At 68.4% G+C, this 21,554-nt stretch carries 22 protein-coding genes; 11 read left to right on the top strand and 11 right to left on the bottom strand.

Annotation, left to right across the window (positions count from 1 at the left end; all coding sequences use genetic code 11):
• Nucleotides 1-64: 64 nt before the first annotated feature.
• Nucleotides 65-490 (bottom strand): hypothetical protein, encoded by a 426-nt coding sequence (locus OG505_RS13825; protein WP_405433667.1) that lies wholly within the window; start codon nucleotides 488-490, stop codon nucleotides 65-67.
• A gap of 64 nt (nucleotides 491-554) precedes the next feature.
• Here OG505_RS13825 and OG505_RS13820 point away from each other — a divergent pair, with 64 nt between their 5' ends.
• The 4 genes from OG505_RS13820 to OG505_RS13805 all read left to right on the top strand — a co-directional run bounded on the left by OG505_RS13820 (nucleotide 555) and on the right by OG505_RS13805 (nucleotide 2,833).
• A complete protein-coding gene (locus OG505_RS13820; RefSeq protein ID WP_357555581.1) occupies nucleotides 555-1,169 on the top strand; it encodes a superoxide dismutase in 615 nt (204 codons plus the stop codon).
• A 6-nt stretch (nucleotides 1,170-1,175) separates the two neighbouring features.
• Complete coding sequence (locus tag OG505_RS13815) at nucleotides 1,176-1,436, top strand: superoxide dismutase (RefSeq protein ID WP_405433665.1); 261 nt, start codon at nucleotides 1,176-1,178, stop codon at nucleotides 1,434-1,436.
• Nucleotides 1,437-1,783: 347 nt separating this feature from the next.
• A complete protein-coding gene (locus OG505_RS13810) occupies nucleotides 1,784-1,987 on the top strand; it encodes a hypothetical protein (RefSeq protein WP_405433663.1) in 204 nt (67 codons plus the stop codon).
• A gap of 102 nt (nucleotides 1,988-2,089) precedes the next feature.
• Entirely contained in the window at nucleotides 2,090-2,833 is a 744-nt protein-coding gene (locus tag OG505_RS13805) for a TRM11 family SAM-dependent methyltransferase (protein ID WP_405433662.1), read from the top strand.
• Nucleotides 2,834-2,863: 30 nt separating this feature from the next.
• Here OG505_RS13805 and OG505_RS13800 read toward each other — a convergent pair whose 3' ends face one another.
• The 6 genes from OG505_RS13800 to OG505_RS13775 all read right to left on the bottom strand — a co-directional run bounded on the left by OG505_RS13800 (nucleotide 2,864) and on the right by OG505_RS13775 (nucleotide 7,672).
• Nucleotides 2,864-3,181 carry an NADAR family protein gene (locus OG505_RS13800; RefSeq protein ID WP_405434490.1) on the bottom strand — a complete coding sequence of 106 codons (318 nt, stop codon included), beginning with the start codon at nucleotides 3,179-3,181 and terminating at the stop codon, nucleotides 2,864-2,866.
• Between the two features lie 111 nt (nucleotides 3,182-3,292).
• Nucleotides 3,293-4,096, bottom strand: coding sequence for an inositol monophosphatase family protein (locus OG505_RS13795; protein WP_405425905.1), 804 nt, complete (start codon nucleotides 4,094-4,096; stop codon nucleotides 3,293-3,295).
• 323 nt (nucleotides 4,097-4,419) lie between these two features.
• Nucleotides 4,420-4,731 carry a transposase gene (locus OG505_RS13790; protein WP_405433660.1) on the bottom strand — a complete coding sequence of 104 codons (312 nt, stop codon included), beginning with the start codon at nucleotides 4,729-4,731 and terminating at the stop codon, nucleotides 4,420-4,422.
• A 103-nt stretch (nucleotides 4,732-4,834) separates the two neighbouring features.
• The gene (locus tag OG505_RS13785) at nucleotides 4,835-5,353 is read right to left on the bottom strand and encodes a hypothetical protein (protein ID WP_405433659.1); all 519 of its coding nucleotides are present in this window, start codon (nucleotides 5,351-5,353) and stop codon (nucleotides 4,835-4,837) included.
• Between the two features lie 244 nt (nucleotides 5,354-5,597).
• The gene (gene npdG / locus OG505_RS13780) at nucleotides 5,598-6,272 is read right to left on the bottom strand and encodes an NADPH-dependent F420 reductase (RefSeq protein WP_405433658.1); all 675 of its coding nucleotides are present in this window, start codon (nucleotides 6,270-6,272) and stop codon (nucleotides 5,598-5,600) included.
• A gap of 179 nt (nucleotides 6,273-6,451) precedes the next feature.
• Nucleotides 6,452-7,672 carry a M20 family metallopeptidase gene (locus OG505_RS13775; RefSeq protein ID WP_405433656.1) on the bottom strand — a complete coding sequence of 407 codons (1,221 nt, stop codon included), beginning with the start codon at nucleotides 7,670-7,672 and terminating at the stop codon, nucleotides 6,452-6,454.
• A gap of 336 nt (nucleotides 7,673-8,008) precedes the next feature.
• On the opposite strand from OG505_RS13775, the gene OG505_RS13770 reads away from it, so the two are divergent.
• The 7 genes from OG505_RS13770 to OG505_RS13740 all read left to right on the top strand — a co-directional run bounded on the left by OG505_RS13770 (nucleotide 8,009) and on the right by OG505_RS13740 (nucleotide 16,588).
• Nucleotides 8,009-9,034: an ABC transporter permease gene (locus OG505_RS13770; protein ID WP_405433655.1), complete on the top strand. Its 1,026-nt coding sequence runs from the start codon at nucleotides 8,009-8,011 to the stop codon at nucleotides 9,032-9,034.
• A complete protein-coding gene (locus OG505_RS13765; protein WP_405433654.1) occupies nucleotides 9,031-9,909 on the top strand; it encodes an ABC transporter permease in 879 nt (292 codons plus the stop codon). The genes OG505_RS13770 and OG505_RS13765 overlap by 4 nt, the downstream gene beginning before the upstream one ends.
• A 70-nt stretch (nucleotides 9,910-9,979) precedes the next feature.
• A complete protein-coding gene (locus tag OG505_RS13760) occupies nucleotides 9,980-11,530 on the top strand; it encodes an ABC transporter substrate-binding protein (RefSeq protein WP_405433652.1) in 1,551 nt (516 codons plus the stop codon).
• A 36-nt stretch (nucleotides 11,531-11,566) separates the two neighbouring features.
• Entirely contained in the window at nucleotides 11,567-13,354 is a 1,788-nt protein-coding gene (locus OG505_RS13755; protein WP_405433651.1) for a dipeptide ABC transporter ATP-binding protein, read from the top strand.
• Nucleotides 13,261-14,772 (top strand): amidase, encoded by a 1,512-nt coding sequence (locus tag OG505_RS13750; RefSeq protein ID WP_405434489.1) that lies wholly within the window; start codon nucleotides 13,261-13,263, stop codon nucleotides 14,770-14,772. Before OG505_RS13755 ends, OG505_RS13750 begins: the two co-directional genes overlap by 94 nt.
• Before the next feature lie 29 nt (nucleotides 14,773-14,801).
• Nucleotides 14,802-15,755 carry a zinc-binding alcohol dehydrogenase family protein gene (locus OG505_RS13745; RefSeq protein WP_405433649.1) on the top strand — a complete coding sequence of 318 codons (954 nt, stop codon included), beginning with the start codon at nucleotides 14,802-14,804 and terminating at the stop codon, nucleotides 15,753-15,755.
• Entirely contained in the window at nucleotides 15,755-16,588 is an 834-nt protein-coding gene (locus OG505_RS13740) for an alpha/beta fold hydrolase (protein ID WP_405433647.1), read from the top strand. The genes OG505_RS13745 and OG505_RS13740 overlap by 1 nt, the downstream gene beginning before the upstream one ends.
• A 45-nt stretch (nucleotides 16,589-16,633) precedes the next feature.
• Here OG505_RS13740 and OG505_RS13735 read toward each other — a convergent pair whose 3' ends face one another.
• From OG505_RS13735 to OG505_RS13720, 4 genes are all read right to left on the bottom strand, one after another.
• Nucleotides 16,634-17,431: an alpha/beta fold hydrolase gene (locus OG505_RS13735; RefSeq protein WP_405433645.1), complete on the bottom strand. Its 798-nt coding sequence runs from the start codon at nucleotides 17,429-17,431 to the stop codon at nucleotides 16,634-16,636.
• 1 nt (nucleotide 17,432) lies between these two features.
• Complete coding sequence (locus OG505_RS13730) at nucleotides 17,433-18,614, bottom strand: MFS transporter (protein ID WP_405433643.1); 1,182 nt, start codon at nucleotides 18,612-18,614, stop codon at nucleotides 17,433-17,435.
• 67 nt (nucleotides 18,615-18,681) lie between these two features.
• Nucleotides 18,682-19,935, bottom strand: a complete 1,254-nt coding sequence (locus OG505_RS13725; protein ID WP_405433642.1) for an MFS transporter — start codon at nucleotides 19,933-19,935, stop codon at nucleotides 18,682-18,684.
• Nucleotides 19,928-20,968: an LLM class flavin-dependent oxidoreductase gene (locus OG505_RS13720; protein ID WP_405433640.1), complete on the bottom strand. Its 1,041-nt coding sequence runs from the start codon at nucleotides 20,966-20,968 to the stop codon at nucleotides 19,928-19,930. Before OG505_RS13720 ends, OG505_RS13725 begins: the two co-directional genes overlap by 8 nt.
• Between the last annotated feature and the right edge of the window lie 586 nt (nucleotides 20,969-21,554).

Here is a 21,554-nt window from a genome sequence, read left to right as displayed (position 1 = left end):
TAGGTGTTCGGCGCATTGCCAAAGCCGCGGTAGGGCGGCGGCCTGCCGCCACCCCACCGCGTGCTCAGGTGAGCGTGCGGCGGATCGCGCCGGCGCCGGCCACGAGCCGGGTCAGGGCCCGTTCGACCTCCGGGTACCGGCGGGTCTTCAGGCCGCGGTCGGGTTGACCCGGAGCCGGCCGGCGGGCACTGCGGCGAAGGGCGTCGCCGACCTCCGTCTGCTCGGGTACGCGGGGAGAGTGGAAGTCGTACCTGACAGGCCCGACGCCACGGCGGTAGCCGGTGGTTCGCAGGTCGTCGAGATCTCCATCGTCGGCCGGGACGCCTCGATGCAGGTGACGTCGGCGCCGACGCCAACCTCGCCCAGGGCGGCCAGCCAGGCGTACGGCCCGTTCAGGTTGTTGACCTGGTGCGGCAGCCGCTGCGCGGTGCCGACTGAGCGGCCGGGCCGTTCCGACGCTCCTGTGACGAATTACGCCCCCGGCCGACAATCAAGGTCTTGTTGCACAATAATGGCAACAGCAATATTGAGGCAGTAGTGAGAGGACGTACCCCATGGCCGTGTACAACCTGCCCGACCTGCCCTACGACTACGGCGCACTCGAACCCGCCATGTCCGGCGAGATCCTGGAGCTGCACCACGACAAGCACCACGCCGCGTACGTCAAGGGCGCCAACGACGGGCTCGACCGGCTCGCCGAGGCCCGTGACAAGGGCGACTACGCGACGCTGGTCGGGTTGGAGAAGACGTTCGCGTTCAACCTGTCTGGGCACGTGCTGCACTCGATCTTCTGGAACAACCTGTCCCCGGACGGCGGTGACCGCCCCGACGGTGAGCTGGCGGCGGCGATCGACGAGCACTTCGGTTCATTCGACGGCTTCGCCGGTCAGTTGTCGGCGGCGACGAAGGGCGTGCAGGGCTCCGGGTGGGGTGTGCTGGCGTGGGAGCCGCTGAGTCAGCGGTTGATCGTGGAGCAGGTCTACGACCACCACGGCAACGTCGGGCAGGGGTCGACTCCGATCCTGGTGTTCGACGCGTGGGAGCACGCCTACTACCTGCAGTACCGCAACGTGCGCCCGGACTACGTGGACCGGCTGTGGAATCTGGTCAACTGGACCGACGTCACCGCCCGCTTCGACGCTGCCCGCGCTGCCACCCCGAAGATCTGACCCGGCGTGAGCGGCTACACCCCCGAGGCGGCCGAGATCGTCCAACGCGCCGCCGGGGTCATCGCGGCCAAACACCGCGGCGACCTCACTGGCGCCGAGGAGCTGATGTCGGCGTTCAGCTCCGAGCAGGCCCGTACCCTCGGCTTCTACCTGCTGGCCGACCTTGCCCTCGGCCTGGTCAGGGCGCAGAGCGGCCAGTCCATGGACGACCTGGTCCGGGAGCTATCCCTGCTGCTGGCCGACACCGCCCAGACGCCACCGGCCTAAGAGTCCGTCGGGTCCCGCCACCAAGCGGGGCCCGACGGACACCGTGACATTCCAGATGTCCCATGGGACGACCGCTCATGCACCCCAGGATCGATCATCCGGGCATGACGATCGCAACGCGACGCCGATCGCGCCGACGACCCAGGCCGGGCCCCACTCGCATAGGGCCGCAACTGGCCCGCGCGGTCATCGCCTCCCACCGCCGCAGCCACCTCCACCCGACCCGACCACTCGGCTGGGGCCGGGAGCCGGCGGCGCTGATCGTCACCGGCTGGCCGCCCGACGAGGTCACGTCGCCGGTCGAGTTCTTCACCCGCTGCTCGGCCAGCCTCCACCCTGGCGGGTGTGTGGCGGTGCTGCTGCCACACGGCGACGTCATCGCACCGGTCGACGTCGTCATCGCCGCCAAACGGGCCGGATTGACGTACCTGCAGCACATTGTGGCGGCCGACCGGCCGCCGCGACCCGGGCAGCGCACACAGCTTGACATCCACACCGACGTGCTCGTGCTGACTCACAGCACGATGGAAAACGGAGCTGTCGATGGCTGAGCCCCTGCCGGTCACGTCGGTGTGGTTGACCTGCCAACAGCCCGCCCGTGACCAGCGTCGAGGCCGCTACGTCCCGCAGACTTCCAGCCATCCAGGGGGAAGATGCTGCCGCACCTGGCCGCGCACGCGATCAGCTCGTACACCGCGCCGGGGGATCTGGTGTTCGATCCGATGTGCGGGTCCGGGACCACTCTGGTCGAGGCGATGCATCTTGATCGGCATGGGATCGGGATCGACATCGAGCCCCGGTTCACCGCGTTGGCCGCCGCCAACATCACCCTCGCCCGGTCGCAGGGCGCGGCCGGCACCGCGCAGGTGTTCACCGGTGACGCCACCAGGTTGTTGGACCTGGTGCCGGCGTCCGCGGTGGGGAGGGTGGCGCTCGTGCTCACCTCCCCGCCGTACGGGCGCGGGACGCACGGCCTGGTCCGGATGACGGACAACGGGGTACGCAAACGCAACCACCTGTACGGAGATCGGGAGTCCGGCAATCTCGCCTACGGCGGCTGGTCCCGACTGTTCGACGGGTTCGCCGCGATCCTGGCTGCCAGCTACCGGCTGCTGCGTCCCGGCGGGACCGTGGTCATCACCTGCCGGCCCGTACGCCGTCAACGCGACGACCTGATCGACCTGCCTGGCGAACTGCTCGCCGTCGCGCAGTCGGTCGGGCTGGTCCCGGTTCAGCGGTGCGCGGCGATGCTCGCTGCTGTCCGCGACGGGCAGATTGTGCACCGCGCGTCGATGTTCGGGCTCATGGCCGTCCGCAAGTCCCGGTCCGAGGGCCTGCCCGTACACCTGGTGGCGCATGAGGATGTGTTGGTCCTGCGGCGAGGGACAGTGCCGTAGGTATCCGCAAACCGCAGCGGAGACGTGCGGTCAAGCTCCTTGCTCGGAGGCTGCTCCTCGGGTTCCTGGCGGCGCCGGGGAGTCGGTGGCGTGAACGGGGGGAAGGGCAATCCCTGCCTCGGCGGCGGCAAGTTCGGAGCGGATCACTTCCAGCAGGCGGCCGATCCAGTTGCTGGCTCGTTCGCCGGCCGAGGACCAGTAGGAGTCGAAGTCGACGTAGACGATGTGGGCGTCGCCGCTGGCGAGCAGGGTCTGTGCCATCTGCGGGTGCTGGGTGTACTTGGCGCGCAGCAGCATGGCCATGACGGCCAGCCGGGCCGCGGCCCAGGGACTCTCGACAAGCCCTATTTTCCCTGATCAGAAGGCACTTCTTCGTTCTCCGCCCATACCTTGGACAGCCCTTAACGAAGGGCCGAGGCTAGCGCCAGCATCCGGATCTGCCGAGAAGCGGATACCGGATCAATCCGTTCGTGGGCGCTGGTTCGCGACGAGGGTCAGTAGGGCGGCATGCGTCTGCTCGTCTGCAGCCACAACCAGACCGCCCAGACCGGTGTGAATCGGCTGGCCGTCGATCCCGGTGACTACACAACCGGCTGCCTGGCAGAGGGCGATTCCCGCCGCGAAATGAACGCTGTTGGACAGGTGACCATCGGTGACGTAGGCGGCGCGGCGGCCAGCGGCGACCCAAGCCACGGCCAGGGTGGTGGAGACGACGCGAGGGCGGAACTGCTCGATGAATCCTTCGTCAGCGAGCATCCGGGCGGCCGAGAAGACTCCCTTGTTGGGAAACGGTGGGTCGAGATTGGCGTCGACCAGTCTCGACTCGGCCGACGGGGCAAGTCGCTGGTCCGAACCACCGCGACGCACGTACGCAGCGGCACCGTCAGTCCAGAACACCTCGTTCGTGAACGGGTCCGCGGAGGCGGCCACCGTGACCTGCCCACCGGCTCGCAGCGCCACATTCACCGAGGCCAGCATATTACGTACGGCATAATTCAACGTTCCGCACAACGGGTCGACCAGCCACATGCGATCGTTCTCGCCGTTGCCCGTGCGCCCGCTCTCCTCACCCAGCACGAGATCGTCCGGGCGCGCCGTACGTACCACATCGATGATGGCCTTCTCAGCCTCGATGTCGGCCGCGGTGGCGAAGTCACCTGCGGACTTCTGGAAGCGTGTCAGCGATGATCCGTAGTGCGAGCGGACGACCGCAGCCCCGGCTTCCGCCGCTTCGATGACCAAGTCTTGGTCGGTGATCGACATGCAGGGACCATAGATGTCCACCGCACCTCGAACGCGCGTGGGTCTCGACGGCCAGCGAGCCTCGATCAAGTATCCGGATCTGCCGCTGGCCGGGCGCGGTGCAGGCGTGTCCGTAGCGCTCGGTAGCCGCGCCGGGCACCGGCGCGCGCTTACGGTGTCAGATATGGCCGCCCGAACCCTGAGCACGCTTCCTCGACTGCCTGTCTCGATTCGGCGTCAGTGAGTTCTGATCGGTGGCGGCTGGCTGGATAGCGATTCCAGGTGGCGCCGGCGTGGGCGCGCTGGCGGGTGGGGGACTGTACAAATAACGGCTGATCGACCGATCAAGGGAGAGACGCCAGATGACGACCGTGCGCCAGGCGGACCTGTTCCCGTAGCTCTGTCAGGATCCGCTCGGTCACACCCCGCCTGTTCAGCCGTGTGAAGTGCGCGTACACGGTCTGCCACGGCGGGAAGTCGACGGGCAGGTACCGCCATGCGCACCCGGTGCGCACCACGTACAGGATGGCGTCGACGACGGCCCGGCGGGGATGCTTCTCCGGTCTGCCCATCCACTGCGGGGACGGCAGCATCGGCTCGATGATCTCCCACTCGGCGTCGGTCAGGTCAGAGGGGTACCGCCGCACTCGATCCATACCTGTCCATCGATCGAGCCAGGCTCATCGGTGGGACCCGCTGTGCGACACGCCCACCCAGCCACTACCCAAACGCGCACTCAGGTCTAAAGAGCAGGTGGTGTCACGCGGGATGAAGTCCTGTCGTGAGTGGGTCGGAGAAGATCCAGTTACAAGGTAGGGCGGGACGGGCTGGCGAGGCCACCCATTTTGTCCTGGTGACGAGCACTGAGTCGGCGGCCCAGGCGAACCCGGGCTGGCCGGCCGGTCGGGGCGCGACGGCGGCGACAGGCTGCCGGTACGCGTACACGGTGTGGTCGTAGCGTTCCAGCTTGGGCCGCTGGTGGGCGTTGATGGCGTCCTCGACCGCGAGCTCATGCGGTTGGAACTCCCCGGCGAGCGACCGCAGCTGCCCGGTGCTCGGCTGGTAGAGGCCGATCCAGGCCATCGCATCGTCCAGCTCCTGCAGGCAGCGGTAGATGTCGGCGAGGGTAGCCGGGGAGGCGTGGCGGCGGCCGTCGGCGTAGACAGCGCTGTCCACCATCCTGCCCCCGGTCGGCTCTGGCCGCTCGGCACCCGGCTCATGCTCGCCCAGGCGGCGTCCGAACCCTCCCGACTCCGCCGGCCACCTGCTGTCGCTCATCACCCTCCCGCAGGTCGTCCACCGCCCCGGCGCGGTGGTCCGCCTCCGATTCCCGTGGCCGCGCGGGTGAAACGCGACGCGCAGGGCAGGCACCCGAAAACGTCGGAGTACGCGAGCCGGGAGGTCGCATCACCCACGGGATTTATGGAGCAGGGCCTCGGATGACAGCCGGGACTCCGCCCGGGCCAGGTTGTGTGACTGTCAGCCGAGCGGGATGGCCCCGTGCAGGCGGAGTCCAGGTTGGCTATCGGTTCGGAACCCCGGTCAAGCCGGAGATTGCGATTCCCGACCGCACCTTGTAGCGCTTGTTGATCGAGATGAGGACCGCGGTCAACGGCTCCAGGTGACGCGCAAGACGAAGCGGGCCCGCATCGATCCCGGGCTTTCCGGTGACCGTGGCGGCTAGCTCGAGGACTTTGGCTTTCGCGGTGGCGTCGTCGCCGCAGACCAGAACATCCTCGTGGTCGAGCAGGTCAGCCCCGCTGATCAGGCTCACCGCGGACAGGTGGTGAAACGCCCCGACTACGTGTGCTTCGGGCGCCAGAGCCTGCGCCTTTTCGGCAGCCGAACTCGGGCCAAGATCCAAACCGTAGGGGCCGGCCTTGTCGAAGCCGAGCGGGTTCACGCAGTTCACGACGACCTTCCCGGCGAGATGGTCGCCCAACTCGGCAAGAAGTGCATCATGGCCGTCGTAGGGAACCGCAACGACGACGAGGTCGGCGATCTCGGCTGCCTTCACGTTGTCGGCACCTTCGAGAGACCCGCTCCCTGAGATCCGTAGCCGGAGCGCCTCGGCAGCCGCCGCGGCACGCTCTTTGGACCGGGAGCCGAGTACCACCCGGTGCCCAGCCTTCGCGAAGCGGTAGCCGAGCCCCTTTCCCTGCGGTCCCGTGCCTCCGATGATCGCGATCGTATCCATAGCTGACCTCCTCCTACACACTGCGAGTGAGCGGTAGCCGTGCGGTAGCTCGCCACCGCCGATGGCATCGCCTTCGTGGCGCTCCTGGTGGCCTTCGGCGCTGTTCGACGTTTCTCAACTCCGGGGCAGCGCGACCAGTCGACGGACGCAGCCGTACGCCGACCGGTGTCACGCGCCGATCAGACCCTGACGCCTTCGGTGAACTCCGCCTTCATCCCGTCGACCAGGCCGGGTGCGCGGAACAGGGCGCTCGCGGTCATCGCGAGCATCATCGCTCCGTCCAGCACCGCCTTGTCGCCGTGTTCGCCGCCGACGAGCTCCGTGGCCTGCCGACTGTGCATGGTCAGCCCGGGCACGATCTCGATGTTGGGGTGGATCGAGGGCACGACCTGGCTGACGTTGCCCATGTCTGTGGAGCCGGGGAAGACCTCCTCGCGGTGCGGCTCCGTGACGCGTCCGATCCGCCGGTAGGCATCGTCGACGATCTGTTCGAGCACCGGGTTCGGTGCGATGGAGAGGTACGGCGGATCGATGTGCTTGATGTCCGCTTGCGCACCGGTGGCCAGCGCTGCCCCCCGCACACAGTTCTCCACCCGCGGTCGCAGGCTCTCGAGTAGAAACCTCGGGTCTTCCGAACGGACCGAGATTACGACGACTGCGCGCTCCGGGATGATGTTGTGCGCTTGGCCGCCGTCGGTGATGATCGCGTGGATGCGGACGTCAGGGGTCACCTGCTGGCGGAGCAGCGCGATCGCGTTCAGCGTGAGCACCGCGGCGTCCAGTGCGTTCACGCCCTGGTGAGGGCTCACGGCCGCGTGGGCGGCCTTGCCGGTGAACCGCACCTCCATGCTGGCCCGGCTGAGCGTCCGCATGGCGGAGAGGTTCTCTCCCGAGGGATGCAGCATCATCGCGGCATCCACACCGTCCAACACGCCGGCGTTGATGATCGGTACCTTCCCGCCGCCTCCTTCCTCGGCGGGGCTGCCGACAACCAGAAGAGTGCCGCCAACCTCTTCAGTGACGAGCAGCTCTTTGGTGAGCAGAGCCGCGCCGAGCCCTGCGGACGCGATCACGTTGTGCCCGCAGCCGTGTCCGATCTCCGGGAGCGCGTCATACTCACAGAACACCGCGACGCGTGGGCCGGGCCGGCCCGTGTCGAAGGTGCCGAGGAAGGCAGTCTCGAGACCTGCGAGCGGCTTCTGGACACGGAACCCGTGCTCCTTGAGGGCGGAGGCGAGAAGCTCGCTGGAACGCACCTCTTCGAAGCCGACCTCCGGATGCGCGTGAATGTCGTGACTGACGCCGAGCAGGAGCTCCGTGAGCTTCTCCAGCCGATCGCGGAGCAGCTGTTCGTCCTGGGGTGAGATGCCGAGAAGTTCATGGGCGCTGGTCTGGGACATGGTTCTCCTCTGCGGACAACAGCTGACGGCGCATCAGCCGCATCGTTCGCCGAGCCATGGTGAGGGGCACAGCAACGCGGTCCGTTGACCGAGACGGCCGTTGCCGGTTCACTCGCTCGCTGTGCGAGCCCTTGCCGGCGGAGAACCCGGAGTCCGGTCCTCAGGTACCGGGTGTTGTGGCAGCTGGCGCCGTCCGAGCCGAGCTTGACGGGGCGGGAGTGCCGCACCCGGATCCGGTGCTTCTGCTGCGCCCGCACCAGGTTCGCTGAACGGAACACCGTCGTAGCGCTGCACTGTGAGCATCACAACACTGAGGCCCCCGTCGGAAGGATGACCGTGGGTGAGGTTCGAGTCGGCACCGCTGCCGTCAAACCATTCAGGGACTCTTGGGGCCGGACGCTGCGGGTACCGCCGCTGATCTTGATGATCCTGGGGCGCGTGTTGCGTGGCGCGGTGGTTCTCTGGCTGCTGTCTATCCTCGCCTTCGCACTGGTCCAGGCGCTGCCGGGCTCGCCGGTCGATGTCCTCGCGGGTCCCTACTCCGACGCCGATGCCAGGGCGCGCCTGTCGGAACAGCTGGGCCTCGACAAGCCGCTGGTCGTCCAGTACTTCGCCTGGCTCGGACAGGTGCTCCAGGGCAACTTCGGCACCTCGATGTTCTCGGGGCTGCCGGTGAGCGAGATGATCGCCGATCGGCTGACGGGCACGGTTGAGCTCGCAGCCGCCGCCACGGTGATATCGGTGTTGTGGGGGGTGCCGTTGGGCGCGCTCGCCGCGCTCAACCGCGGCGGACTCATCGACCGGCTCGCCCGGGCCGGCACGTTCCTCGGACTCGCCACGCCGGTCTTCGTCCTCGGCGTAGTGCTCGTGCTTGCCGCCTCCACCTGGGCGCCGAGCTGGCCTACCTTGCAGTACGTCGCATTCGCTGAGAATCCGAGCGGCAACCTGAAGTCGCTGCTGTTGCCCGCCCTGGCTCTCGGACTTCCGCTTGGATCGACGATCTGCCGTTACATGCGGACCTCGATGCTCGACGTTTACGAGCAGGACTTCATCCGAACCGCCCTGGCGGCCGGATCGACCCGCTTCGGCGCAACCGTTCGGCACGGCATGCGCAACGCGTCAGCGCCTGTCGTCACCATCGCCGGTCTGCAGATGGCTGGACTGATCGGCGAAGCAGTCCTGGTCGAGAACGTTTTCGCCATCCCGGGCATCGGTCAGCTGACCGTGAATTCCCTCCAACAGCAGGACTACGCGGTCGCCCAAGCCTGCCTGCTGCTGCTGGGTGCCGTGTACGTCGTGATGAACCTCGCCGTCGACCTGACCTATCCGCTCCTCGATCCCAAGGTGGGTGCCAAGCGATGACCGCCCTTGCCGACGTGTCCACCACGGCACCCGTGACACAGCCAACGAAGGGCAAAGGCCGACGCGCGGCGCTTCTGCGCGGCCGAGTCGAGATCGTGGCGGGGGTCGCACTGCTGCTGGCGCTGTTCGTCCTGTCGTTCGGGGTCGGAGTGCTACGTCCGTTCACGCCCACGGAGGTGGCCGGCATTCCATTCCAGCCGCCGAACGGTACTCACTGGCTGGGCACCGACGACATCGGACGTGACTATTTCGTCCGCCTCTGCGTCGCTGGCCGGACGTCCTTGTCCATCGCCCTGGCCAGCGCCCTGCTCGCTATGGCAGTGGGCTCGGCGATCGGACTGATCGCCGGCCTGCGCGGAGGCTGGCTCGACACGATCCTGATGTCGGCGGTCGACCTGTTGCTCTCCTTTCCCTCGATGCTTCTGGCGCTGGGCGTGGTAGCAGTCCTGTCCCCGAGCAAGACCACCCTGATCGCGGTGCTCGCGCTCGTCACCGTTCCGCACTTCGCCCGGGTGGTGCGTGGGCGATGTCTCGAGCTGCGCGAACGTGAGTTCGTCCAATCCGCCCGCGTGTCCGGTGTCGCCGAGCCGAAGATCGCGCTCAAGCACCTGCTGCCTAACGTTGCCCCACTGATGACAATCCAGCTCGCCAACACCGCAGCGATCGTCATCCTCCTCGAATCGTCCCTCAGCTACCTCGGGCTCGGAGTGCAGCCGCCGACGCCGAGCTGGGGCCGAATGGTGTTCGAGTCGCAGAGCTACATGACTGGATCTCCATGGCTGGTCCTCGGCGGCGCCGCAGCGCTCGTGCTCTCCTCCGTCGGTTGGGGACTGATCGGAGAGGGCTTCGCCGTTTCACGCAAGTCGATCGTCTGAAAGCGCACGTCCAACCTCCATCGCCGGAGATCCGTGAAAGGTAACCGACGTCATGACATCCAGAACAAGAATGCGACTCGTCGGGGTCGCCATCACCGCGACCGCCAGCCTGCTCCTGACAGCATGCGGAGGAGGATCCGGCGGGGGAGCAGCAGGTTCCGCCTCGAAGCTGAAGAAGGGCGACACCTTCGTGATCGCCGACGAGACCCAGCCGCTCAGCGGGCTCGACCCCATCATGGCGCAGGCGCACGATGCCAAGCGCATGGTCGCCCAGTTCTACGAGGGTCTCCTTCAGTTGGCTCCCGACGGCAAGACCGTCGAGCCGGCCCTCGCGGAGCAGTGGAAGCGTACGTCTCCGACGGAGTACGAGTTCACGCTCCGTAAGGGCGTGAAGTTCCACGACGGCAGCGAGCTCACCGCCGAGGACGTTCAGTTCAGCCTCAAGCGGATCGTCGATCCGAAGCAGAACTCCCCGTACAAATCCTTGTACCGCATCGCCGATGTCGAGGTGAAGGGCGACAGCCAGGTCGTCGTCAAGCTCACCCAGCCGCAGACCTCCCTTCCCCGCCTCCTCGCCCAGCCCTGGAGCGGGGGCGTCGTCAATAAGAAGTGGGTCACCGCCAAGTCGGTGGACGAGCTGAAGACCCAGGAGAACGGCACTGGGCCCTACAAGCTCGACGAGTTCAAGGAGGGCTCGACGATCACGACCTCGGCGTTCCCCGACTACTGGGACGGTGCACCGGAAATCGCCAAGGTGCAGTACCGCGTCATGCCGGACGAGTCGACCCGGGTTCAGGCCCTCCAGTCCGGCGCGATCCAGATGACCCAGGTGCGGTTGCCGCGCAACACCCAGCAGCTCGACAAGGCCGGATTCACCGTCGGAGACACCTACCGGGTGGGTGCGTACTGGCTGGCGATGAACGTGAAGGAAGGGCCGCTGTCGGATGAGCGCATCCGTCAGGCCGTGAACCTCGGAGTCGATCGCAAGCAGTTGATCGAAATCGGCTCGCAGGGCGCGGGTGTCGCATCCGGCGTGATCCCTCCTGGTGACCCGTTCGGCGCCGACGTCGGCGACGACATGCCCAACTATCAGTACGACCCGGTGAAGGCGAAGCAGCTTCTCGCCGACGCTGGCGCAAAGAACGTGACGCTCACCCTGGCGATCCGTGCGGAGTCACCGGAGAAGCTCGCGACGGCACAGCTGGTCAAGGAGCAGCTGGCGAAGATCGGTGTGACCGTGGAGATCCGCCAGGTCGAGTGGAGCCGCCTGGTGAGCGCGATCACCTCAGGCAAGTGGAACGCCGATCTGGTCCAGCTGACGGCTGCGCTTAACGCAGACCCGAGCCAATACCTCGACCTGTGGTTCGCCAAGGGCGGCGCAGCCACCAAGGTCAACGACGACAAGCTGTGGCAGATGATGGCTGCCGCGGTCGAGGATGCGCAGACCGACGAAGCGCGCACCGCCGCCTACCGGGAGATCAACCGGTACATCGCCGAGAAGGCCTACATCCTCATTCCGTACGCGTCGGTTCAGGTCTGGGAGGCGTGGGCGCCCGGCGTGAAGTTCAGCGCCGAGCCGTCCAACACCCGGTTGTTACTCAAGGACGCGACGCTCCGATGACCCAGCCAGCCCTACCTCGTGGAGGCAGACCCACCCATGCGTGACACCGCCACCGCCTCGCAGCCGCTCCTCGACATCAGTGGTCTCACTATCACCTACGGTGACGCACCGGCAGCGGTGCAGGATGTCTCGCTCAGGATGGAGCCGGGCGAGATCCTGGGGCTGATCGGCGAAAGCGGAAGCGGTAAGAGTTCCGTTGCCATGGCCTGTGCCGGTCTGCTTCCCCGAGGTGCTCGTGTCGAGGCTGAGCGCTTGGCTGTCTGTGGCCAAGCCCTGCTCGGCCTCGACACGAGGGGCTGGCGCGGCATCCGTGGCCGCCTGGTCGGCACCATCTTCCAGGACGCGATGGGTGCTCTCGACCCGTCGATGCGCGTCGGCAACCAGCTCGCCGAAGTCATCAATCGCCACCGCGGACTACGGGGCCGGGACCGGCGTAAAGCTGTTGTGGAGCTGTTGGACCGCGTCGGCATCCCTGAGCCGGAACGCCGCGCCAGGCAGTACTCGTTCCAGCTGTCCGGCGGATTGCGTCAACGAGTCGCCATCGCGCTCGCACTCGCCGGCGATCCGCGAATTCTGTTGGCGGACGAACCCACGACGGCGCTGGATGTCACTGTCCAGGCCGGGATCCTCGAACTGTTTCGGGAGGTCCGCGACGAGTTCGGCGTGGGCGTTCTCCTCATCTCGCACGACATGGGCGTGATCGCCCAGACCGCTGACCGGGTAGGCGTCATGCTCGACGGTAAGATCGTCGAGCACGGTGCCGTGAGCGACGTCCTCCTACACCCCCGTGCTGACTACACACGGCGGCTGCTCGCCGCGATGCCGCGGGTCGGAGAGACCGACGCGGCGCCCACAGCCCCCATGGGGCGGCCTGTCTACACCATTCAGGGCGTGCGGAAGACGTTCCGCTCCAAGGGCCAGCACATCGCCGCAGTGAGGGGCGTGTCGCTGGACGTGCGCGAAGGCGAAGTGCTCGCCATCGTCGGAGAATCCGGATCGGGAAAATCGACCCTGGCTCGGATGCTGGCGGGCCTGGAGGCGCCCACCGCCGGCACGATCACCTTTGACGGCCAGTCGGTAGAGCACCGGCGTCGCACCGCCCTGGCCGGGCGTCTTCAAATGGTGTTCCAGCACCCGCTGGGCTCACTCAATCCGAAGCTGCGGGTCGGTACGTCGGTCGGCGAGCCGCTGGGTAGGGAAGCGCGCACGAAACAGGGCCGCGACCAGGTGGCGGGCGCGCTCGACGAGGTCGGTCTTCCTGCAGGGGCACAGCGACGGTTCCCGCATGAGTTCTCCGGCGGACAGGCACAGCGGATCGCCGTCGCCCGCGCACTGGTGAAGCGGCCCGACGTGGTGATCCTCGACGAACCAACGTCCGCCCTGGACGTGTCGGTTCAGGCGCAGATCCTCGACCTGCTCACCGAGTTCAAGCGGGACCGCCAGCTCACCTACATCTTCATCTCTCACGACTTGGCGGTGGTGCAGAAGATCAGCGACCGGGTCGCCGTCATGTACGCCGGTGAGGTCGTCGAGATGGGCGACACCGCTCAGGTCTTCGCCCAACCACGCCACTGGTACACGCAGGCGCTGCTTGCCGCGGTGCCGTCCCCGGACCCGCGGCAACGCCCCGAAGCGCGGCGCGGCAAGGTCAGACCTGGCGGATCCGCAGGAACACTCACGGCCGCCACAGGGTGCTCGTTCGCGACACGCTGCCCACGCCAAGAGGACGTGTGCGTCACGCAGCGACCAGTTCTGAACGCGCACGACGACCACCATGTCGCCTGCCATCACCCCGCCGAGCAGACGAAGGAGCCCGTCCGTTGAACCTCGTCGACCTGGACGCCACCGCGCAAGCCGAGCTGGTGCGCGAGGGTGAAGTCACTCCGCGCGAGCTCGTCGACGCCGCGATCGAGCGAATCGAAAAAGTGGACGGTGAGATCAACTGCATCACCCACCGCCGCTATGACGAGGCACGCGCCGAGGCAGAGCGCGTCGACAGGTCAGCGCCGTTCGCAGGCGTGCCGTGCCTGACGAAGTCCCTCAATGAGAGCGCCGGCGACCCGGCGAACCTGGGCAGCGTCTGGCCCGCCCGTCATGGACGCCGCGCCGTCAAGGATTCGCTGATCATCCAACGCCTGCGCAACGCCGGCTTCGTCATGGTCGGCCAGGCGTCATCGCCGGAGTTCGGTGTGCTGTCCGTCAGCGAGACCAAGGTGCACGGCATCACCCGTAACCCGTGGCGCCCGGACCTCACCTCAGGAGGTTCATCCGGTGGGGCGTCCGCGGCCGTCGCTGCGGGGATGGTGCCGGTCGCCCAGGGCGGTGACGGCGGGGGCTCGATCCGGATGCCCGCGGCCTTCTGCCATCTGGTCGGGCTCAAACCGACCGCGGGCCGGATCAGCGGTGGACCCGGCGCCCCGAACCGGTGGGGGCACAGCGTCCCGGCTGTGGTCACCCGGACCGTCCGCGACACCGCCCGGGTGCTCGACGCTGTAGCGATCTCCTCTCCGGCCGATGTGGGACTTCGCCGGCCATTGCCGGACGGCGGCCTCATCGGGCAGGTCGGCCGGGATCCCGGACGGCTGCGGATCGGTGTGATGGATCAGGCCCCCGACCACGCGCCGCAGGTCGTCGGGCCCGTGCGCGCGGCGGTGCGGCAGACCGCGCAGCTGCTGGCGTCGATCGGCCATGACGTGGTCGACGACCACCCCGAAGCGATGGACGACTCGAAGTGCATGCCAATGTTCTTCGACGCCCTCAGCGTCACCGTGGTGCAAACGATCGAGATGCTCACCCGCGAGATCGGCCCTCCGGAGCCGGGTGACCTCGATCCCGTCACCGAGTATTGGGAACACCGCGGCCGCCGGATCACCGGTGTCGAGCTGGCCGACGCCTTCGCCTGGCAGGGGGCATTCCGGGCCCGGATGTCGACCTGGTGGGAGTCGGGTTTCGACCTACTGCTGAGCCCGGTGTTCGCGACACCTCCCAAGCCGGTCTCGTGGCCGTGGCGGGAGCCCGACGGCATCCAGGCCTCCATCGATGTGCTGTCCTTCACCGCTCCGTTCAACACGACGGGGCAGCCGGCGATCGCCGTGCCCGCCACGCTCACCGATGACCGAGAGCCGATCGGTATCCAGTTGGTGGCGGGTCTCGGCCGGGAGGACCTGCTCGTCGCGGTGGCTGCGCAGTTGGAGGAAGCGCGACCGTGGGCTGCCGATCGCCCGGCGGTCTTCGCAGGATGAGCACCTCACCTGTCATGCGAGTGGCCCGGGTGCACGAGTTCGGCAGCCCGCCGCGCCTCGAGACGATGCCGGTCCCGGTCGTCGCGGGCGATTCAGTATTGGTGGAGGTGCGTGCCGCTACCGTCACACACCTGGACCGGACCATCGCCTCCGGGACCTTCGGGCGTCGGCCGGGGTTGCCCTATATCGGGGGAACCCAGGCTGTCGGTGTGGTGGTCGACGGCGCTGGCACTGGCCGTTGGATACGGCTTCGGGGCGCGGGGCTGGGGATTACAGGCGATGGGTGCTGGGCGCAATGGGTGGCCGCACCGGCCGCCTCGGTGTCCAGTGTCCCGTCGGGGCTCGACCCCGCGCTCGCGGTGGCACTGCCAAGCGTCGCCACTGTGGCATACGTAGCAGTGCACGACGTCGCCCAGGTGACCGCGGACGACACCGTGATCGTCACCGGCGCAGCCGGGGCCGTCGGCGCGGTCGCCGCACAGCTCGCCCGACGTGCCGGCGCACGCCGGGTATACGGAGTCGTGTCGGCCGAACACCGCGTGGCCGAGCTGCCCCCAGGCGTCGAGCCGGTGGTCGGGCAGGGCAACGCCTTGGTCGAGGCACTCGCCGCGACAGGGCCGGCCACTGTTGCGATCGACACGGTCGGCGGTCCGGTCCTCGAGGCGCTCCTGCGGGCGGGCGTCGCACCCGGCGGCCGAATCGCAGCGCTCGGCCACACGGCGGGTACCGCAATCACCCTCGACCTGCCGAACTGGCTTCTTGCCGACGTCGCCCTGCTCCCGGTCAACATGCTGCGCCGCGGTGACCGGTCGGCCGACGCGCTCGCCGCGGTCGACCGGCTCGCGGCGGAGGGCGCGCTCACCGTGCCGGTGGAGCGGGTCGGTTGGTCCGGCTTTGAGGACGCGATGACGCGGTTGCAGCGGGGTGAGATACGGGGGCGCCTGGTGCTGTGTCCGCACGACGAACAGGTGGTGCAAGACTAATGCGTAAGAACTACGCCGACACACGACACGGCCAGATCCACTACGCCGAGGCCGCGCGGTCGGGGCGGCGAGACGGCGAAGTGGGCTCTGACACCGCGGTGTTGTTGCTGCACCAGACGCCACGCTCGTGGGACGAGTACCGCGAGGTCATCCCGTTGCTGGCGCGTGACCATCGGGTGATCGCACCGGACACCCTCGGCTTCGGCAGCTCGGACAGCCCGGCTGAGCCGTGGAGCATCGAGCTGTTCGCCGACGGCGTGGAGGACCTCGCTGACGCCCTCGGACTCACCCGCGTCGCGGTCGTGGGCCACCACACCGGTGGAGTGATCGCGCTCGAACTGGCCGCGCGCCGCCCCGACCTCGTCACGGCGCTGGTGCTGTCCGGGGTGCCGTACGTCGACGCCCCCAGGCGTGACGAGGTGAGCCGCCGGCCGTCGATCGACGGCGTGCCGATCTCCGACGACGGCAGCCACTACCAGGCGCTGTGGAACAAGCGAGTGCCCTTCTATCCAGCCGACCGTCCGGACCTGTTGCACCGCCTCGTCGCGGATGCCGTACGGGTGCAAGACCGGGTAGAGGAGGGCCACCTGGCGGTGAACGCCTACCGCATGGAGGAGCGGATCGATCTCGTCCGCGCGCCGGCGCTCGTGGTCTGTGGCGAGCTCGACGCGTTCTCGCTCCCGGACGTACCGAAACTGGTGGCGCATCTGCCGCAGGCACATACGGCCACCCTGCAGGGCGTCGGCGTGCCGTCAGTTGACCACGACCCGGCGCAGTTCGCCGCGGTCGTCACAGAGTTCCTCGGCAGCGTGAGCGTCGACCCGTTCGGCTGAGTGCCGATGCCCGGACCGGCGGCCGCCGGTCCGGGCATCGGCCGCTCAAGCAGACAGGAAGGCGCGCAGGTGTGCGGCGACCTGGTCGGCGCACTGCTCCATGGCCGGGATCATCGCTCCTTCGAGGGGCGCGGTCGTTACCCGGGCCGCCCCTCTGAGGCCGGCCACCACCAGCGGTACGGCGGGCGCAGCGAACGGATCGTCGCTCGACGCGAAGACCAGGACCGGACAGCGGACCAGGCCGATGCGCTCGTCCATGACGTAGCGGGCACAGGCACGGTGGCCCTCCGCCGGGTCAACGCCGGGTGCGAGGGCGTCGCGGATGAACCGGTCAAGCAGATCGGGTCGCCCCTGCGGGTAGTAGGGCAGCCGTTGCCGCCAAAGGTCGACGAGGTGACTGCCGTCCGCGGCAGTCTGGGCATCGTCCACACCAACGCCGTGATCGCGAGCCCGTCGCTCCGGGCCGATCCACGGCATCCCGGAAAGCGCGAGGGCCTCGACCCGCTCGGGGTAGGCCGCCGCCACTTCCTGGGCCACAACTGCCCCGGTGTGGTGACCCAGGAGCACGACGGTCTCAACACCGATCGCGTCCAGCAGGGCTGGAACGCCCTCGGCGATGGCCTCGATGGTCTGGGGGGCAGCCAGAGGCGCGCTCAAGCCGAAGCCACGCATGTCCATGGCGATCGTGCGGAAGTCCCTGGACAGCTCATGCTGGACCTCCACGAACTCGTCCAGCGACCGCGGTGCCTGGTGGAGCATCAGGATCGTGCGGCGGCCGGCGCCGGCGTCGGCGTAGTGGAACTGGCCGAGGGCAGTGTCGGCGTATGCGCGTCGTAGGGGCATGTCAGATCCTTTCGGCTGTTGTCATCCGGGAAGCGGTGGGCCGGCGGCGACCCGCCTGTCCGGCCAGTGCGCAAGCAGCGGCGACGGCCATGAGCACCGCCATCACCGTCCACGCGGTGGGGAATCCGATACGGGCCGCCACCAGCGCGAAAAGCGCCGGACCCGCAGTTCCGCCGAGGAAGACGCCAGCCTGGGTGGAGCCGGTCGTGCTTGCGACCCGGCCCGGTGCCGTGGCCGCGACGAGCTGGTTGTACAGGCTGTTCCAACCCCAGCCGAAAGCCAGGCCGAGCACCGCGCCGAGCACGAAGGCGGCCGGTGTGCCGGGCACGAGCAGCAGCAAGCCAGCGGTGCCGGCCCCGATGAGCACGGCCATCAGCGTGAACCTGCGCTGCTCGGGAGCTTGGCTGACCGCGACCGGCGCAAGGACCCGGACGACGATGCTGCCAATGCTGCCGGCCATCTGCGCGCCAGCGACTGTGAACGGGCTCAGCCCTTGGGCGAGTCCGGCGGTGGCGATGAACGTCGGCAGCGCGGTAGCGGCCGCCGAGGCAAGGGCACCGGTCAGGACGAGCGTGGCGAGCTGTCCTGCCGGCACCGGGCGGGATGGCCTTGCCGTCGGTGTGCGCCCTGGTGTGCGGGCGGGTGGAACCGGCGCCAAGCTTGCCCCTCGGCGCGGCACGACTGCCTGCACGGCGATCGTGCACACCGCGGCTACCAGTGTGGTCGCCCTCCAGTCCACACCATGGCTGGCGACGGCGAGGGCCGCGCCGGCGGCCAGCGCGGCCGCAGGGATGGCTGCCTGGACGACGCCGAACGCGAGCGCGCGCCGTCGCGGTGTCTGCAACTGAGCGAGCAGCTGGTTCGACGCCGGTTGCGACAGCGCATTCGCCAGCCCCACCAGAAGAAGTGCCCCCACCAGCTGCCAGACGGCGTGAGCGACACTGATGCCGAGGAGCCCGGCCGTGCACAGCGCCGAGATGATCCGGGCGACGCGGTGGGCACCGAGCTGCTGCACCAGCCGTCCGCCCAGCGGGGAAAGCACGCCGGCCACCGTGAAGGTACACGCCATCGTGATTCCGACCTCGGCCGCTGCGAACGGCATCTCGGTGCCGATGTGCGGAGCCAACGCGCCGACGAGGAAGGCGGGAAGCGATGCCGACACCATCACGGCGGCGGCGGCCACGACTCGGCCGCGATCACCGAGGGAACTCAACGGCCTCGGCCCGCGCGGATGAGGTGGCGACATGGCGTCACCACCGGTTGCCCTCGGGTACGGTGACCGGTCCGGCGGGCACGACGGTGTGCGCAGTGGTGACCGACCGGGCTCTGCGGGCGGCCAGCAGCGTCGCCGAGAGGGCCCCGCACATGAACAACGCCATGGCCAGCCACGCCGCCCCGAAGCGTTCGGATCCGGCGATCGCGGCGAAGACCAGGGGACCGGCCATGCCCCCGATGAAGACTCCACCCTGGGTGAGTCCGGTGGCGGTCGCGATCCGGCCGGGGTGGGCGTCGGTCACGATCAGGTTGAACAACCCGTTGAATCCCCACCCGAAGGTGAACGCCGCGATGGTGCCGGCGACGAAGCCAGCGCTCGAGCCAGTGGCCAGGGCGACAAAGCCGAGCGTTCCGGTGCCCTGCAGCAGAGCCACCGCCATCAGCTGACGCCGTGCGGACGCTCGGCTCGTGAGTGCCGGCGCGACGACCCGCATGACCGCCGAGCCCACACTCCCCAACATCTGCGCGGCAGCGATCACCCACGGCGCCAGCCCGAAGTGATGTCCAGTCGTCGCGGCGAACGAAGGCAGGGAAGTGACCGCACACGAGGCCAGGAACCCGGTGGCCACGAGCAACCCGAGAAGGCCCCGCGCCGGGCCTCGCGCTGCGCTGGTCGAGCGACGTCGAGGCGGGGGCTGAACCGCGGACACCGCGCCGGTGTTGGGCGCAAGATTCGGGATGGGCAGCTGTGCCGCGACCGTGAGCACTGCTACACCGAGCACGGTCCAGCGCCATCCAATTCCGTAGCTGGCGACTGCGAGCAGCACACCCGCGATCAGCGTCGCGACCGGAATCGACGACTGCACGGCTCCGAACGACACTGCACGGACCTGGGAACTCCGCAGGCGGGACAACACCTCATTGCACGACGGCTGGACGACCGCGTTGGGAACGCCCAGGAGCGTGAGGAGCACGATCATCTGCACGGGGTTCGATGCTGCCGAGATGGCGGCGAGGCCCAGCGTGCTCAAGCCACACGCCCACCTCAGTGCGGCGGTCGGGCCCAGCCGGTGCACCACGCGCCCACCGGCCGGCGACAGCACGCCCGAGACGAGGTAGAAGCCCGCCATGGCAATGCCCACGTCCCCCGTGTCGAGCGGAATGCTCAGGGCGATCCGTGGCGCGAGGGCCCCGACCAGGAACGGTGGTATCGCCGCCGAGACGATGGCGCCTGCCAGGCCGGCGACCGATCGCAGCGCACCGGTGTCGTGAGGGACGTCCTCATTCATGCGCCGCATCGCCGAGAAGTGGCAGCACTTCCCGGCCCACCGAGTGCACCAGCCGTTCCGGGAGGTCCCAGGAGCCGACGTGCTGCATGAAGACCGACGTGATGCCCAGGTCTGCGATGACGTGCAGGCGCTCGACAATGTCCGCGGCGGAGCCGAACAGGCAGAAGCCGCGGGCGAATGCTGCCGCGTCGGCGTCGCTGATCCACCGCGAGGACACCTCGACGGCCAGGTCCCAGTCCTCGGCGTGGATCAGGTCAGGGGTGACCTCGGGTACGTGCGCGGGCACGTCGACCTTGATCCCGAGAAGCTCCAGCGCGCCTCGGCCGCCCTTCTGGGCGATGGTCGCGACCACCGGCTTGAGGATCCGGGCATCGCGTTCGATGTCGTCGGTGACCATCGTGTGTGCCGCAACCGTGATCTGCAGGTCGTCAGGGTCTCGTCCGGCCTCGATCGCCCCTTGGCGGATGAGCCCGACCGCGTGGCGGAGCGGGTCGGCGGCGACTCCGGAGAGCAGGATCGCGCCGTCACCGATGGCGCCGGCGAGGCGCAGATTGCGAGGCCCGGTGGCAGCGATGTGGACGGGGATGCCGTCAGGCCGCGGGTCACGGATGCGTGCCCGTCCCTCGCCGTAGGTGAGCTGCTCTCCGCGGACGAGCCTGCGGATCTGGTCGACGCCGTCGCGCAGCTGCGCCCCGGTGCTGGGTGCCACGCCGATGGGCTCGACCGAGCTGTGGCCGACGCCGAGGCCGAGGACGAATCGGCCGGGTGCGGCCTCGTCGATGCTCCGTGCCAGTCCGGCGATCACGGTGGGGTGGCGGGTGATCACATTGGAGACGGCGGTGACGAGCCGGATCCGGGAGGTGCGCACTGCCGACGCGTAGAGCGTCAGGTACGCGTCCCGCCACAGCGTCTGCGAGTCGGGGACGTACAGGGCATCGAAGCCGGCCTGCTCGACCTCGCAGGCAAAGTCACCGATCTCCCTCGCCGGCTGGCAGGGAGGCACGCGGACGCCGACCTGCATCTTCCTTCCCATGTGCCTCACGTTCCTTCCGACCGACGGTTCAGTTCGGCGTGACCGTAGGCTCGTACGGCGGCTGGAAGGGCTCGTGCTGGACCGCTGAATGAAACGACCGGTGGGCTAGAGGCGCGCCGATGAAGGGCCGGTTGCCGGCTGAATTTCTCGGCGCAGGTCCGCGACCGGAACAGCGGGCGGGAGCGGCGCTTCGAGCTCGTCACCGACAAGGACGCGTCGCAGTCGGGACCACTGAAGTACGAGCACCCCCGCCTGCTGGAGATCGAGACCCGGTCCAACCGTTTGCCCAGGCCCGCGAGATCTGGCGACACATCGTCAACCAGCAGCCGGCGAAGCTTCAGCTTCCACCGGACGAGAGATCCCCACAATCCGGCCTGCGCCACCTGTCAAGATCGGGCTGGCGCGACCTTCGCGGCACGAATTGGTGCACAATTAGCGAAGCGGAAAAATCCCTCGCGTTCCACTAGACGAACCGTCGGCATTGTGGCAGGCCACCGGTTCGTGTCTGCTCACGGCTCGAGCATGACCAGCATCACACGGAGCCGTGAACACCCAGTTTCGCGAAACCTGCCGGACCTTGGAGCAG

The sequence above is a fragment of the Micromonospora sp. NBC_00617 genome, from assembly GCF_045161355.1.
GTDB lineage: Bacteria > Actinomycetota > Actinomycetes > Mycobacteriales > Micromonosporaceae > Micromonospora.
This window is presented reverse-complemented; position numbering and strand designations above follow the sequence as displayed.